Below are 13735 nucleotides of genomic sequence, written 5' to 3' on the forward strand. Positions count from 1 at the left end.
CGTATGGGATTGGGGTGCATGAACCTCAGTCACGCCTACGGCATCCCGCCGTCCGAGGGCGAAGGTCTGGCGCTGCTGCGCGCTGCGCTCGACAGCGGCGTCACCCATCTCGACACTGCGACGCTCTACGGCGCCGGCCGCAATGAGGAGCTGGTCGGTCGTGCCTTGAAAGGGCGCCGGGATGAGGTCGTGCTCGCGAGCAAGGCCGGCATGGCGATGATCGACGGGGTGAAGGTCATTGACGGACGCCCCTCGACACTCCGACAGCAGGTGGACGCCTCGCTCTCGCGGTTGGGCGTCGATCACATCGACCTCTATTACCTGCACCGCTGGGACAGGACCGTGCCGATCGGCGAGAGTGTCGGCGCGCTGGCTTCGCTCGTCGACGAAGGCAAGATCGGCGCCATCGGGTTGTCGGAGGTGTCGGTCTCCCGGCTGAGTGAGGCGCAGGTCGTCGCGCCGATCGCCGCCGTGCAGAACGAGTACTCGTTGTGGAGCCGAAACCCCGAACTCGGGATGCTGGAGGCGACGCGCTCTTCTGGTGTGGCACTGGTCGCGTTCTCGCCGGTCGCCCGCGGGTTCCTGGGTGACTCGGTCGGCGACCCGTCGGCGCTGGCGCCCAAGGACATCCGCCGGAACATGCCGCGGTTCCAGCCCGAGCATTGGCCGGCGAACGAAGCGCTGCTTCCGGACTGGCGCGCGCTCGCCGAAGAGGCCGGATGCACCCCGGCGCAGCTCGCGCTCGCCTGGCTCCTCTCGCGTGGCGATCACGTCATGCCGATTCCAGGGACGACGAGCATCGCGCACATGCATGAGAACCACGCCGCTGCGTCGCTGCCGATCGACGATGCCCTGCTGGCCCGCGCTGGTGAGCTGATCTCCACGTCCACTGTTTCGGGACCACGCTATGCGCCCGGTCCTGCCGCCGAGGTCGACGCCGAGACGTTCGAGGATGCCGCGTGAAGGCCATCTCGTCGATGGCGACCCGTCATGTGCTCGCCGACCTGGCGGCCGCGGCCGTCGCCGCAGGACTGCCGAAGCTGGACATCGAGTCGGTCGGCGGTGTGGATGCCGCGGATCGCGTCGCCACAGGGGAGCCGTTCGACCTCGTGTTCCTCGCCGCCGGCGCGCTCACGAAGCTGGCGGATGCCGGACATGTGGATGCTGCGACGGTGACGCCGCTGGTGCTCTCCCAGGTCGCGGTGGCGGTCGGCTCCGACTCGTCGGAACCCGCCGTGCGACCTGACGGATCTGCGTTCTCTGATGCTGCGGGTCTTCGCGCGGCACTGCGGGCTGCGAAACGGATCGGCTACTCGACCGGCCCCAGCGGCACGGCGTTGGTGGACATGATCGACGCCTGGGGGCTGACCTCCGAGCTCAGTGACCGCCTCGTGCAGGCGATGCCCGGCATCCCCGTCGCACGCTCGCTCGCGGACGGCGACGTCGATCTCGGTTTCCAGCAGCTCAGTGAACTCGTCGGTCAGCCGGGCATCCGCATCCTCGGGGTCATGCCCGACGACTGCGCGATCGACACTGTCTTCGCGGGGGCGGTGGCGACAGCATCCGCTTCGTCGGAGAGCGCCGCCGAGATGCTGGCGTTCTTCGCCTCCGAAGCCGCCGCGCCCATCAAGCAGCGCCACGCGTTCGGAGTTCCGCCTCGGGTGTGATCGGTAGGCCTCTTGCGAGAATGATCTCGTCCGGCAGAGCCGCCGGGCTCTCATCGAAGGACCGTCGACGTGACCACTCATATCTATGACGCAGTACGCACGCCGTTCGGACGTGCGGGCGGCGCGCTCGCGGGTGTGCGCCCCGACGACCTGGCCGCGACGGTCATGCGTGCGAGCGCCGAACGCGCGGGACTCGACCCCGCCCGCATCGACGACGTCATCTTCGGCGACGCCAATCAGGCCGGTGAGGACAACCGCAACGTCGCGCGGATGGGCGCGCTGCTCGCGGGCTTTCCGACGACCGTCACCGGGGTCACGGTGAACCGGCTGTGCGCTTCCAGTGTCGAGGCCGTCATCCAGGGTGCGCGCGCGATCGAATCCGGTGATGCCGAGATCATTCTCGCTGGCGGCGTCGAATCGATGAGCCGGGCCCCGTTCGTCGTGGAGAAGTCGGCGAAGCCGTACCCGGCCAGCGGCAATCAGACGATGTGGAACACCGCGATCGGATGGCGCATGACGAACCGTGCGCTGCCGACGCCATGGACCATCTCCAACGGCGAGGCTGCGGAGAAGGCGGCGCGGGTTGCACAGATCAGCCGTGAGGATCAGGACTCGTTCTCGGTGCGCTCGCACGAACTCGCAGCCCGCGCTTGGGCCGATGGCATCTATGCGGAGGAGGTCGTGCAGGTTCCCGGCGCCGAGCTCACGCGTGACGAGGGGATCCGCGACGGATCGACGATCGAGAAACTCGCCGGACTGCGACCGTTGTTCGCGGAGGACGGCACCGTCACGGCAGGGAACTCCTCGTCGATCAACGACGGTGCGTCTGCAGTGCTTCTCGGGGCAGAGGGCGCATTGGACGGTGAGCCGCTCGCGCGGATCACCGGGCGCAGCGCGCACGGCGTCGACCCTGACGACTTCCCGATCGCACCGATAGAAGCCGCGAACAAGGCTCTCGCCCGGGCCGGGCGCACCTGGGCCGATGTGGACTTCGTCGAACTCAACGAGGCGTTCGCCTCGCAGTCGCTGGCGTGCCTGCGCGGCTGGCCCGACCTCGACCCCGAGAAGCTCAACATCCACGGCGGGGCGCTCGCGATCGGGCATCCCCTCGGAGCATCCGGCGGGCGCATCATCGGTCACGCCGCCCACGAACTGCGCCGACGTGGCGGGGGCGTCGCCGTCGTCGCGATCTGCATCGGCGTCGGACAGGGACTTGCCGTCGTGCTGGAACGTTAGGCCGAGCCGACCACGAGCACTCAGGTCGCAGTTTCTGCCGCTCAGAACGCGCGATAACGGCAGAAATCGCGACCTGAACGAGTTCCTCAGCTCAGCCCATACCGGTGCGCGAGGATCACAGCGTGTATCCGATCCCTGGCCTCGAGCTTCATCAGCACCCGGCCGACATGTGTCTTGACGGTCGATTCACTGAGGTGCAGTTCTTCAGCGATCTCCGCATTGGTCAGGCCGCGGGCGATCGCGCGGAACACGTCGCGCTCGCGCTCGGTCAGGGCGGCGGTGGGGTCTGAGCCTGCGTCCGTCGCAGGCAGGCGCGGCCCGAGATGTTCGAGAAGTCGCCGCGTTACGCGCGGCGACAGGGCAGCATCCCCTCGGTGCACGGCCCGCACTGCCGACGTCATCTCGTGCCGCTGGGCATCCTTCAGGAGGAATCCGCTCGCTCCGGCGCGGATGGCGCCGAACGCGTACTCGTCGAGATCGAACGTGGTGAGCACGAGCACCCTGGTGTCGGGCATGGCCGCGACGATCGCCTCCGTCGCGGCGATCCCGTCGAGCCCCGGCATCCGGATGTCCATCAGCACGACGTCGGGGCGGAGCTCTCTCGCCCGTCTGATGGCCTCTTCGCCGTCACCGGCCTCCCCGACGACGCTCATGTCGGCCTCGGCCTCGAGAACCAGGCGGAAACCGACGCGAATGAGATCCTGGTCGTCGACGAGAAGAACGCGGATCGGCTCTGTCACTTGGCATCCTCAGGTCGATCGGAGATGTTCGGTTCGGATGCTGCGGGCAGTTCTGCACGCAGCATCCAGCGGCGGTCACCGACCGGGCCCGAACGGAACGAGCCGTTCAGGTGCGCTGCGCGCTCGTTGAGACCACGCAGGCCGAAGCCGCCGGTCCCGGCCGCGCCGGTGACGCCGTCGTTGTCGATCTCGATGACGACCGGATCGGTGGAATAGTCGATGTGTACCGCGATCCTCGTCGCGCCCCGGGCGTGACGCATGGCATTCGTGATGCCCTCCTGCACGATCCGGCCTATCGCGAAGTCCACGGCCGCAGGCACCTTCGGTTCGCCGACAGTCGTGAGAGTGACCGGGTATCCCGCGTTCTGCGCCGTGGCCACGGTGGCGTGCGGCGCGACGGATTCCATCGGCGCGAGGGGGATGTCGCCGGCGCCGTCCCGCAGCACTCCGAGCATCGATCGCATCTCCGTGAGAGCACCGCGGGCAGTCGCGGCCGCCGCAGTCGCGGCGTCCCTGGCGCGATCCTGGTCGCCGGTGGCGGCAGCGCCCTCCGACAGCGCGACGATCACGGTCAGCGAGTGCGAGACGATGTCGTGCATCTCGCGTGCGATCCTCGCGCGCTCTGCGGAAGCAGCGAGCTGAGCCTGCTGGTCGCGTTCGATCAGGAGCTGTCTGGAACGGCCGATCACCGCCTCGATATAGCGCTTGCGGCCGCCGACGTTCACACCGATGAGCGTTCCGATGAGGGCGAGGACGAGCTGACCGAGGACACCGTTCAACGCGATCTGGAGTGTGATGGCTCCGGTCAGCTGGAGGAGCAGAGAGACCAGCGTCAGTGAGCCGATGCCGATTGCCAGCCCGATCCAGGCGGCGCGCGTTGAGCGGTAGACCGCGAGCGCGTAGCTGGTCACGAGAAGGAGCGGACCCCCCGTGGGGTCCAGGACGAACAGGTAGGCGATCGCCACGGTGTACGCGGCAACGGATACGACGACCGGCCACTGGCGGCGGCGCAGCAGCAGAGCGCAGGTGACCACGACCAAGGCCACGATGACGATGTTGGCGATGACGGCGCCGCCGTCGGGCGGTGTGCCGTACGTGGTGAAGACCGTCGCCGGTGCGATCGAGAGGAGAAGGCACACGACCGCGATGAGGACGTCGGCGAAGACCGGATGTCGCGCCCAGAAGCGGCGGATGATGCCAGGGGGACGCGGAAGCCGCAGCTCCTCCTCCTCGCTGGAGAAGGCGCTGCGGCTGCGCTGTTTCGACACGGCCTCGACTCTACGCGTCGGTGCTTCGCGGCGTCGCGCTGTCACGCGTCGCGGGTGCGCAGCACGGCCCAGGCAGACAGCATCCCCGCTGCGACCCATGCTCCGAGCGTCAGATATGCCTCGCCGACGGGAAGTCCCCAGCCGTCCTGGGGAAGGATCGCACTCTGCGCGGCCGACATCGGCAGGTGGTTCGAGACATCGATGATCCAGCGCCACTCGTCTCCGGGCATCGCGAAGATGTTCATCACGATCGGAAGGATGAACAGCAGCCCGACGGTCACGGCGATCGCCCCGGCGCCTGAGCGCAGGATGAAGCCGAAGGCGACGCCGATCAGTGCGCACACCGCCATCGACACGGCCGCCGCGAGGATCGGGAGGAGCGAATCAGCAGGTGCATCCCAGGGGAACGGCGTGTCCCTCGACGCGAAGATCGGCGACACCGCGAGTGCTGCGGCCAGGGAGATGACCAGCGACGCGATGAACAGGAACACTGCCACAACGATCGCCTTGGCTGCGAGGACGGAACCGCGCACCGGGTCAGCCGCGAGAGTCGAGCGGATCATGCCCGTCGAGTACTCGCCGGTGACGGCGATGACTCCGAGGATGCCCGCGAGCAGCATGGTGAACTGCACCGGTGAGACGACGGCCTGGATCGGTTCGAAGCCTGGCACGTCCATCGACTGCGCGATGAGCAGGGCGACTCCGATCGTGACGATGGCGGTGATGCCGATCGACCACCACGTGGAGCGGAGGGTCGAGAGCTTGATCCATTCGCTGCGCAGTGCGCGGGGGAATGTGAGGCGGTACGACGAGCCTGTCTGGGAGCGCATCGCCGGTGCGGCTGTGGTGGTCATGCGAGTTCCTTTGCGGGATATTCGGCGGAACGGTATTCGACCGATTCGCCGGTGAGTGCGAGGTACGCGTCCTCGAGCGAGCCGTTGCTGGGCGTGAGCTCGTGGAGCGGGATGCCGCGGTCGGCGGCGATGTCGCCGATGCGGGATGCGGGCAGTCCGACGATCTCGAGGGAATCCGGGCTCGTGCTGACGATCTCGACGTCTGAGGCAGCGACGGCGGATGCCAGATCCGCCACCCGAGGACTGCGGACGCGCACGGTGGTGGCAGTCCAGGCGTGGACGAGCTCGTTCAGCGGAGCATCCGCCAGCACTCGTCCGCGACCCATGACGATCACGTGATCCGCGGTCTGCGCCATCTCGCTCATGAGGTGGCTCGACAGCAGCACGGTGCGGCCCTCGGACGCGGCGAAGCGGACGAACTGGCGCACCCAGCGAACGCCCTCGGGGTCGAGTCCGTTGACGGGCTCGTCGAGGATGAGCGTGTGCGGGTCTCCGAGCAGCGCCGAGGCGATGCCGAGCCGCTGGCCCATGCCGAGTGAGAACTTGCCCGCGCGCTTGCGGGCGACAGAGCCGATCCCTGCGAGATCGATGACCTCGTCGACTCGAGATGTGGGGATGCCGTGGGTCGCGGCCATCGCGCGGAGGTGGTTCCTGGCGGTGCGGCCGGTGTGCACGGCCTTCGCGTCGAGGAGCACTCCGACCTCGGTTAGTGGGGCGCGCAGGCGTCGGTACTCCTTGCCGTTCACCGTCGTCCGGCCCGAGGTGGGCTTGTCGAGGCCGACGATCATGCGCATCGTGGTGGATTTGCCGGCGCCGTTGGGGCCGAGGAAGCCGGTGACGGTACCCGGCTTCACGGTGAACGAGACGTCCTGCACTGCGGTCTTGTCTCCGAACCTCTTCGTGAGGCCTTCTGCTGTGATCATGACCTCAACGCTACGGAGGCGGTTCGGCACGCGCGTCCTCCCCAGGTACCGATCTGCAGCCGGCATCCGTGGCACCCCGGGCCCATCGCGAGAATTCACCGAGCAGGACGATAATGAACTGCTCGACACGAGCACCATGCCGCTGCCCATCATCCAGAACTGAGGCACTCCCGATGGCCATCATCGACAACGCGATCTATGTGGGTGGTGTCCGCACGGAGAATCCGCGCACCCTCAGCGAGACCTTCGAGACCATGCGTGAGCGCGGCGGGATGGGCTGGATCGGTCTGTACCGTCCCAGCGAGCATGAGGTCCGCGAGGTGGCGGACGAGTTGGGGTTGCATGCCCTCGTCGTGGAGGACGCGCTCGCCGGTCACCAGCGCCCGAAGATCGAGCGCTACGGGGACGTGCTCTTCCTGGTGCTGCGGCCCGCCCGCTATCTCGACGACGTGGAGGAAGTCGAGTTCGGCGAAGTGCACGTGGTCGCCGGACCTGACTTCGTGGTGACGATCCGCCACGCTGAGTCTCCCGATCTCGGACGTGTGCGCGCCAGGCTCGAGCACGATCAGCAGCTGCTCGCGCGCGGCCCCGAGGCGGTTCTGTACGCGATCCTCGACGAGGTCGTCGACGAGTACGCGCCGGTCCTCGCCGGACTCGAGAACGACATCGACGAGATCGAGAACCAGCTGTTCGTGGAGGATGCCGATGCGACCGAGCGCATCTACAAGCTCGCACGTGAGGTGATCGACTTCCAGCGGGCGACGCAACCGCTTCCCGGGATGCTGGAGGCGCTGCAGCGCGGATCCGAGAAGTATCAGGTGGAGGTGGAGCTGCAGCAGTACCTGCGCGACGTGCTCGATCACACACTGCGCATCGCCGATCGGGCGACGACCTTCCGGACAGTGCTCGACAACGCGCTCACGGTGGAATCGACGATCGTCGCGCGACGCCAGAACGAGGAGATGCGACGGATGACCGAGCTGAGCATCCGCCAGAACGAAGAGGTCAAGAAGATCTCGGGGTGGGCGGCGATCCTCTTCGCGCCCACGCTGATCGGCACGATCTACGGCATGAACTTCACGGTCATGCCGGAACTCGACTGGACATTCGGGTACCCGATGGCCGTCGGGGCGATGCTCGTGATGGGTCTTGGCCTCTACGCCGTCTTCAAGAAGAAGGGCTGGCTGTAGCGCTCAGCCGAGGTCGACCGGGAAGATCCGGTCATCATCCGGCGCCGGGGCGCCCCGACCGTCGGTGTTGTTCGTCATCGCCCAGACGGATCCGTCGGGGGCGAGCACGACGTCGCGCAGGCGCCCGTGCTCGCCGACGAGCTGCTCGGTCGAGGTGGTGAGTTCGGTGAGCGGAATCTCTCGGAGGCGCTCGCCGCGGAGGTTCGCGATGAGGATGACGTCTCCGACGACGACGATGCCGCTGGGGCTCGCGTCCTGCGGTGCCCACTGCTGCACCGGATCGATGAAGCCGTCCTGATCGGCGATGCCCTCGACTTCGGGCCAGCCGTAGTTGCCGCCGAGTTCGATGACGTTGAGCTCGTCCCAGGTGTCCTGACCGTACTCGCTGGCGTACATGGTCCCGTCGGCGTCCCAGGCGATGCCCTGGGGATTGCGGTGCCCGAGCGAATACACGGGAGAGTCGGGGAACGGGTTGTCCTGCGGCATCCCACCGTCGGCGGTGAGCCGGAGGATCTTGCCGCCGGGACTCTCACGATCCTGCGCGTTCTGCCTGTCCCCTGCGTCCCCGGTCGTGGCGTACAGCATGCCGTCCGGCCCGAACGCGATGCGGCCGCCGTTGTGATTGCGTGCTGCGGGGATGCCGTCGAACACGCGCTCGGCCGCGCCGAGGCTCAGTGAGCCGGGCTCGCCGTTCAACGCGAAGCGGTCGATGCGGTTCTCGTCGCCGGCCGTGTAGTACGTGTACAGGTGGCCATCGTGGACGGTGATGCCGAGGAGCCCGCCCTCACCCGCCGCAGCCACGCCGTCGATGACGGCGACCTCGCGGGCGCCGCCCGCGCCGTCGAGTTCGAGGATGCGCGCGGAGTCGCGCTCGCTCACCAGCGCGGTCGTGCCGTGGAAGGCCACTGACCACGGGGCATCGAGGCCGGAGACTGCGAGAGAGGATGCCGGTGTCTCCGACGCGGTCGGGGTTGCGGATGCTGTGGAGATCGAGGATGGCGTCGGGGGCGCGGCGCCATCGGGGGCGGTGCACGCAGTGAGTGCCGAGACGGCGAGGAGCAGCGGGAACAGACTCAGGAAGCGTTTCGTCGCCATGCACGTCACCTCTGTCTGCTCTCGCCGCCGCTCAGCCGTCCGGAGCGACTGATGTCAGAGCGGTGCGATCGGCCAGCGCCGCTGCGATCCGTATGATCGCTTCCGTCATCAGAGGCCGGGGCATCGCGAAGACGAAGCGGGTGAACCCGACGGCGGATACGCCGCAGGCTGCGCCGTCGGTCATCGCGACGCCGGCGTTGTCACGGAACCAGATGCCGAGATCGCCCGTGAGGCCGGTGGCACGGAAGTCGAGCATCGCGATGTAGGTGTCCTCCGGCGTCGTCATCCGCACCTCGGGGAGGTGTTCGGCGACGAGTTCGGCGAGCAGCCGGCGATTGCCGTCGAGGTACTCGACGACCTCCTTCAGCCAGCCGGCGCCCGCGGTGTAGGCGCCGACGTTCGCGACGGCGCCGATCGTCGACGTGCCGTGACCGACCCAGCTGCCGGTCGTCTCCCACAGCTCTGCGTCGTCGTCGTTGGACAGGATGATCTGCGCGCACTTGAGGCCCGCGAGGTTCCAGGCCTTGGAGGCGGATGCGGCGGTGATCGTGTGACCGGCCGCCGTCTCCGAGATCGAGGCGTACGGGATGTGCCGTGCGGGGGAGTAGACGAGCGGGGCGTGGATCTCGTCGGAGAAGACCCGCCCTCCCGCTGCCGCGACGGTGTCGGCGACGCGCTCGAGCTCTTCGCGCGTGGAGACGGTGCCGAGGGGGTTGTGCGGGTTGCACAGCACGAACAGTTCGCCGCCGTCGGCGAAGGCGGCGGTCACGGCATCGTGGTCGATCTGCCAGCGGCCGTCGATCTCCACACTCGGTACTTCGATGACCCGACGGCCGTGCATCTGCGGGACCATCAGGAACGGCATGTAGGCGGGCGTCGGGACGATGACGGCGGCACCGGGGCTGGTGAACTGCTCGATCGCGAACTCGAACGCCGCGATCACGTCCGGAACGTGGTGCACGCGCTCGGCCGGCACCTCCCAGCCGTAGGAATCCGCGTACCAAGCGGCTGTCGCCCGGGCGAGATCGTCGGCGAGTTGCTGCGGGAGGTAGCCGGTGAGCCCGCGTTCCAGCGCTCCGTTGACAGCATCCTGCACAGCCGGTGCGACGCCGAAGTCCATCTCGGCGACGAACGCACCGATCATGTCGGGGAACATCGTCCACTTCAGGCTGCCGGCCCCGCGCAGGTCGGCTTCCGTGATCGCGTCGAAGTGCTGGGGTGACATTCGCGCCGTCCTCTCGATCGGAGACTGGAGAACGCACTCTTGGCCGCTCCACTTTCCAGCGTAACGAGGATCTGAGACATGGGATCGGTCGTCGGAGGCATCCGTTTCCACTCCGGCTCCGAACAACGGGGGAGCACCTTCACGGGTGAGTTGGAGGAGATCGTGGCAAAGCGAAGCAGTGACCGACGATTCATCGCGTGGGCGGCACTCGCGGGCGTGATCGGCGGGGCGGTATTCCTCGCCACGGCGGAGCTGTTCGCATTGCTCTTCGCGCGTTCAGCCAGCCCGATCCTCGCGGTGGGCGGCTTCGTGATCGACATCGTGCCGCAGCCGTTCAAGGAATTCGCGATCGCGACCTTCGGCGAATACGACAAGATCGCCCTGCTGGCAGGGCTCGGTCTGGCCGTGACCATCGCCTCGGCGATCGCCGGTGTTCTGCAGCTCGTGCGTCCTCCGCTCGGCGTGATCGCACTGGTCATCGCCGGCGTGCTGTCGACCGCTGCGATCGTCACCCGGGCCGGCGTGGCGCCGCTCGCGTTCCTCCCGCCGGTGCTCGGTACGGTGATTGGATCGTTCCTGCTGGTCCTCCTCGTCCGACGACTGCGTGCATGGCGCGCGTCCACGGCCCCGAGCGATGGCGATCAGACCGAACCGATCGTCGACACGCCCTCGGCTCCGAAAGAGCTCAACCGACGAAAGTTCTTCGTGCTCGCGGCACTTGCCGGAGCATCCGCCGTCGTCATCGGGATCACGGCGCGAACCGTGAGCATGGCGGTCTCATCCGTCGAGACGATCCGCAAGGCGCTCAAGCTGCCGCCCCCGCGAACGAAGGTGACGGTGCCCGACGGAGCAGAACTCGACGTCCCAGGGCTCAGCAAGCTGTTCACTCCGAACGACGACTTCTATCGAGTCGACACCGCGCTGACCGTTCCCACGATCGATCCGGACACATGGCGTCTCGTCATCGACGGCATGGTCGATCAGCGCGTCGAACTGAGCTTCCAGGACATCCTCGACATGGGAGTCGACGAGTACGGGATCACCCTGACCTGCGTCTCGAACGAGGTCGGCGGCGAGCTCGTGGGCAACGCGATGTGGCTCGGTGTTCCGCTGCGCGACGTACTGCGCAAGGCGGGCGTGAAGTCGGGCGCCGACATGGTGCTCTCTCGCAGCGTCGACGGATACACCGCGAGCACACCGCTCGCGGCCCTCGTCGATGACGAGCTCGATGCGATCCTCGCGATCGGTATGAACGGAGAACCGCTGCCGCTCGAGCACGGCTTCCCGGTGCGGATGGTCGTGCCGGGCCTGTACGGCTACGTGTCGGCGACGAAGTGGCTGACCGAGCTCAAGGTCACCACCTTCGCCGCGGACGAGGCCTACTGGACGCCGCGCGGCTACAGTGCGGAGGCGCCGATCAAGTTCTCCTCCCGTCTGGACACACCGAGCATCGGCGAGGCCGTGCCGGCCGGACGCATCCCGATCGCGGGTGTGGCCTGGGCGCAGTCGGTCGGAATCGAGCGTGTGGAGGTGCGCATCGATGAGGGCGAGTGGATGCCGGCGACGCTGTCGACCCCCATCAACGACGACACCTGGGTGCAGTGGTTCATGGAATGGGATGCGACGCCCGGCACGCACTACGTCGCTGTTCGTGCCGTCAACAAGGACGGCGACCTCCAGATCGAGGAGCGCGCGCCCATCGCCCCCAATGGGTCATCGGGCTGGCAGCGCTCGCTCATCCGCGTGACGTGACTCAGTCCGCAGGTCGACGGGGTCAGAACTGCGCAGCCCTCGTGGACGTGCGGACGCGGTAGAGGCTGGTCGTGGCGGTGATGAAGAGGTCGGTTCCATCGGCACCGCCGAAGCAGAGGTTCGCGACCACCTCGGGGACCGGGATAAAAGTCAACTTCATCCCTTCGGGTGAGAAGACATGCACGCCGTCGCCGGCGGACGACCACACGTTGCCCTCGATGTCGACGGTGATGCCGTCTGGCAGGCCGACCTCGATCGCGGCGAACTTCCGGCCGTTGCTCGACTGAGCGTCATTCACGTCGTACGCGCGGATGCGGTGGTTCCGCCGCGCGCCCAGCTCCGGGCCGGTGTCGGTGACGTAGACGATGCTGCCGTCGGGTGAGAACGCGATCCCGTTCGGGCGGTCCATGTCGTCGATCACGGACGTGAGGCCGTCGGTATCCGACCATCGGAAGACATGACAGGCTCCGTACTCTCGGATGCCGGGATGTCCCTCACGAGGCTGAGTGATCCCGTAATCCGGGTCGGTGAACCAGTAGGAGCCGTCCGGCGCGAGTGCCACGTCGTTCGGGGAGTTCAGCCGATGCTCGCCCCACCGGCTGACGATCTCGGTGACGGTCCCGTCCGGCAGTTCCCGTTCCAGTCGTCGCCGGCCGTGCGAGCACTGCACGACGCTGCCGTCGCGGTCCAGCATCCGGCCGTTCGTGAACTCCACGTCGCTGCGATGAACGCTCACCTCGGAGGTCGCCGCCTCCCAACGCATGATGCGGTTACCCGAGATGTCGCTCCACCGCAGGACTCCTTCGTCGGGGATCCAGAGCGGTCCCTCCGACCAGGTCGCGCCGGTGGCGAGTCGTTCGACGGCTGAGCCGTGGGGGAGCAGGTCCGTTTCAGTCGTCATCGACGCCCTTCCGTTCCTGCCTCAGCGTAGGCGAGTCAACGCCGGGCGCGGTGACGCGGGCGCATCAGTGGTGGATCGCCCGCGTCGTCGCTCTACCTCGCGGCGAGCTGCGGGTAGAGCGCCTCGAGCGGAGCCGAGAGACCCGCTTTGACGTTCACCGAAGTGTCGTCGGCGAGCACCTCGTACTCGCCGGCCTCGGTGGCGTCGAGCACCTTGGCGACGAGCACGGCGGGGTCGAGCTTCGGGTCTGTGGTGTGCGCTGCCATCGCGGTGTCGACCCAGCCGACGTGAACTCCCACGACCTGCACACCTGCAGGCTGGAGCTCGAGTCGGAGCGAGTTCGTCGCCGACCACAGTGCCGCCTTGGTCGCCGAATAGATGCCTGCGACGGCGTACCAGCTCAGAGCCGAGTGGATGTCGATGATCGCCGTCTCGCCGCCGTGCGCCGCGAGCACGGGAGCGAACGCGCGCGCAAGGAAAAGCGGACCGAGGAAGTTGGTCTCGACATTCCGGCGGATCTCCTTGTCGGTGTGGGTGAGGATGCCGGGGGACGACGTGGATGCGCCGGCATTGTTGACCAGCACGGTCACGTCGGGTGCGGCTTCGACGGCAGCGCGAATGGACTCGGCATCCGTGACGTCGAGGGTGAGGGGGACAATCCGCTCGTCATCCCATTCGCGAGGGTTGCGGGCGGTGGCGTAGACCTTCGCCGCGCCGCGGGCGAGTGCTTCGCGGACGAAGTGGGTTCCGATGCCGCCGTTCGCGCCGGTGACGAGGACGATGGCGCCGTTCAATGAAGTCATGCGGGTCTTCTCTCTGGTTCTGATCTGTGGGCTCCCGTCGCCTCGGCGCGGAGCCGGGTCGTCTCGCACCTGCGTGCGAGA

General features: G+C 67.6%; 13 protein-coding genes. 5 read left to right on the plus strand and 8 right to left on the minus strand.

Going from position 1 to position 13735, the window contains the following annotated elements; genetic code table 11:
- Positions 1–3 precede the first annotated feature (3 nt).
- The 3 genes from J1M43_RS02345 (at position 4) to J1M43_RS02355 (ending at position 2903) form a co-directional block, all read left to right on the plus strand.
- Entirely contained in the window at positions 4–963 is a 960-nt protein-coding gene (locus tag J1M43_RS02345; protein WP_052166845.1) for an aldo/keto reductase, read from the plus strand.
- Positions 960–1667 (plus strand): substrate-binding domain-containing protein, encoded by a 708-nt coding sequence (locus tag J1M43_RS02350; protein ID WP_200880973.1) that lies wholly within the window; start codon positions 960–962, stop codon positions 1665–1667. The genes J1M43_RS02345 and J1M43_RS02350 overlap by 4 nt, the downstream gene beginning before the upstream one ends.
- Positions 1668–1736: 69 nt before the next feature.
- Positions 1737–2903 carry a thiolase family protein gene (locus tag J1M43_RS02355; protein WP_033105734.1) on the plus strand — a complete coding sequence of 389 codons (1167 nt, stop codon included), beginning with the start codon at positions 1737–1739 and terminating at the stop codon, positions 2901–2903.
- An 86-nt stretch (positions 2904–2989) separates the two neighbouring features.
- On the opposite strand, the gene J1M43_RS02360 is transcribed toward J1M43_RS02355, so the two are convergent.
- Genes J1M43_RS02360 through J1M43_RS02375 form a run of 4 tightly spaced genes read right to left on the minus strand, consistent with a single transcriptional unit; the run spans position 2990 to position 6688 of the window.
- Positions 2990–3643 (minus strand): response regulator transcription factor, encoded by a 654-nt coding sequence (locus J1M43_RS02360; RefSeq protein WP_033105735.1) that lies wholly within the window; start codon positions 3641–3643, stop codon positions 2990–2992.
- The gene (locus J1M43_RS02365; RefSeq protein ID WP_206475607.1) at positions 3640–4911 is read right to left on the minus strand and encodes a sensor histidine kinase; all 1272 of its coding nucleotides are present in this window, start codon (positions 4909–4911) and stop codon (positions 3640–3642) included. Before J1M43_RS02365 ends, J1M43_RS02360 begins: the two co-directional genes overlap by 4 nt.
- Before the next feature lie 41 nt (positions 4912–4952).
- A complete protein-coding gene (locus tag J1M43_RS02370; RefSeq protein WP_206475608.1) occupies positions 4953–5765 on the minus strand; it encodes an ABC transporter permease in 813 nt (270 codons plus the stop codon).
- Positions 5762–6688 carry an ABC transporter ATP-binding protein gene (locus tag J1M43_RS02375; RefSeq protein ID WP_206475609.1) on the minus strand — a complete coding sequence of 309 codons (927 nt, stop codon included), beginning with the start codon at positions 6686–6688 and terminating at the stop codon, positions 5762–5764. The genes J1M43_RS02370 and J1M43_RS02375 overlap by 4 nt, the downstream gene beginning before the upstream one ends.
- 173 nt (positions 6689–6861) lie before the next feature.
- On the opposite strand from J1M43_RS02375, the gene corA reads away from it, so the two are divergent.
- Positions 6862–7878, plus strand: coding sequence for a magnesium/cobalt transporter CorA (corA, locus tag J1M43_RS02380; protein WP_206475610.1), 1017 nt, complete (start codon positions 6862–6864; stop codon positions 7876–7878).
- A gap of 3 nt (positions 7879–7881) precedes the next feature.
- Here corA and J1M43_RS02385 read toward each other — a convergent pair whose 3' ends face one another.
- Positions 7882–8973, minus strand: a complete 1092-nt coding sequence (locus tag J1M43_RS02385) for a sorbosone dehydrogenase family protein (RefSeq protein WP_206475611.1) — start codon at positions 8971–8973, stop codon at positions 7882–7884.
- A gap of 31 nt (positions 8974–9004) precedes the next feature.
- A complete protein-coding gene (locus tag J1M43_RS02390) occupies positions 9005–10198 on the minus strand; it encodes a MalY/PatB family protein (protein ID WP_206475612.1) in 1194 nt (397 codons plus the stop codon).
- A 78-nt stretch (positions 10199–10276) separates the two neighbouring features.
- On the opposite strand from J1M43_RS02390, the gene J1M43_RS02395 reads away from it, so the two are divergent.
- Entirely contained in the window at positions 10277–11950 is a 1674-nt protein-coding gene (locus tag J1M43_RS02395) for a molybdopterin-dependent oxidoreductase (RefSeq protein WP_206475613.1), read from the plus strand.
- 22 nt (positions 11951–11972) lie between these two features.
- Here the strand turns inward: J1M43_RS02395 and J1M43_RS02400 are convergent, their stop codons facing one another.
- Both J1M43_RS02400 and J1M43_RS02405 read right to left on the minus strand, forming a co-directional pair.
- Positions 11973–12851 carry an SMP-30/gluconolactonase/LRE family protein gene (locus tag J1M43_RS02400; protein ID WP_206475614.1) on the minus strand — a complete coding sequence of 293 codons (879 nt, stop codon included), beginning with the start codon at positions 12849–12851 and terminating at the stop codon, positions 11973–11975.
- Positions 12852–12943: 92 nt separating this feature from the next.
- Entirely contained in the window at positions 12944–13654 is a 711-nt protein-coding gene (locus J1M43_RS02405; RefSeq protein ID WP_206475615.1) for an SDR family oxidoreductase, read from the minus strand.
- Positions 13655–13735 lie beyond the last annotated feature (81 nt).

It is taken from the genome of Microbacterium sp. KRD172, assembly GCF_017168295.1.
Classification (GTDB): domain Bacteria; phylum Actinomycetota; class Actinomycetes; order Actinomycetales; family Microbacteriaceae; genus Microbacterium; species Microbacterium profundi.

What these genes read in the sequence shown, in the direction of transcription:
- J1M43_RS02345 (WP_052166845.1), top strand. Translation starts at nt 4, where the DNA reads ATGGGATTGGGGTGCATGAACCTCAGTCACGCCTACGGCATCCCGCCG.
- J1M43_RS02370 (WP_206475608.1), bottom strand. Translation starts at nt 5,765, where the DNA reads ATGACCACCACAGCCGCACCGGCGATGCGCTCCCAGACAGGCTCGTCG.
- J1M43_RS02375 (WP_206475609.1), bottom strand. Translation starts at nt 6,688, where the DNA reads ATGATCACAGCAGAAGGCCTCACGAAGAGGTTCGGAGACAAGACCGCA.
- corA (WP_206475610.1), top strand. Translation starts at nt 6,862, where the DNA reads ATGGCCATCATCGACAACGCGATCTATGTGGGTGGTGTCCGCACGGAG.
- J1M43_RS02385 (WP_206475611.1), bottom strand. Translation starts at nt 8,973, where the DNA reads ATGGCGACGAAACGCTTCCTGAGTCTGTTCCCGCTGCTCCTCGCCGTC.
- J1M43_RS02390 (WP_206475612.1), bottom strand. Translation starts at nt 10,198, where the DNA reads ATGTCACCCCAGCACTTCGACGCGATCACGGAAGCCGACCTGCGCGGG.
- J1M43_RS02395 (WP_206475613.1), top strand. Translation starts at nt 10,277, where the DNA reads ATGGGATCGGTCGTCGGAGGCATCCGTTTCCACTCCGGCTCCGAACAA.
- J1M43_RS02400 (WP_206475614.1), bottom strand. Translation starts at nt 12,851, where the DNA reads ATGACGACTGAAACGGACCTGCTCCCCCACGGCTCAGCCGTCGAACGA.
- J1M43_RS02405 (WP_206475615.1), bottom strand. Translation starts at nt 13,654, where the DNA reads ATGACTTCATTGAACGGCGCCATCGTCCTCGTCACCGGCGCGAACGGC.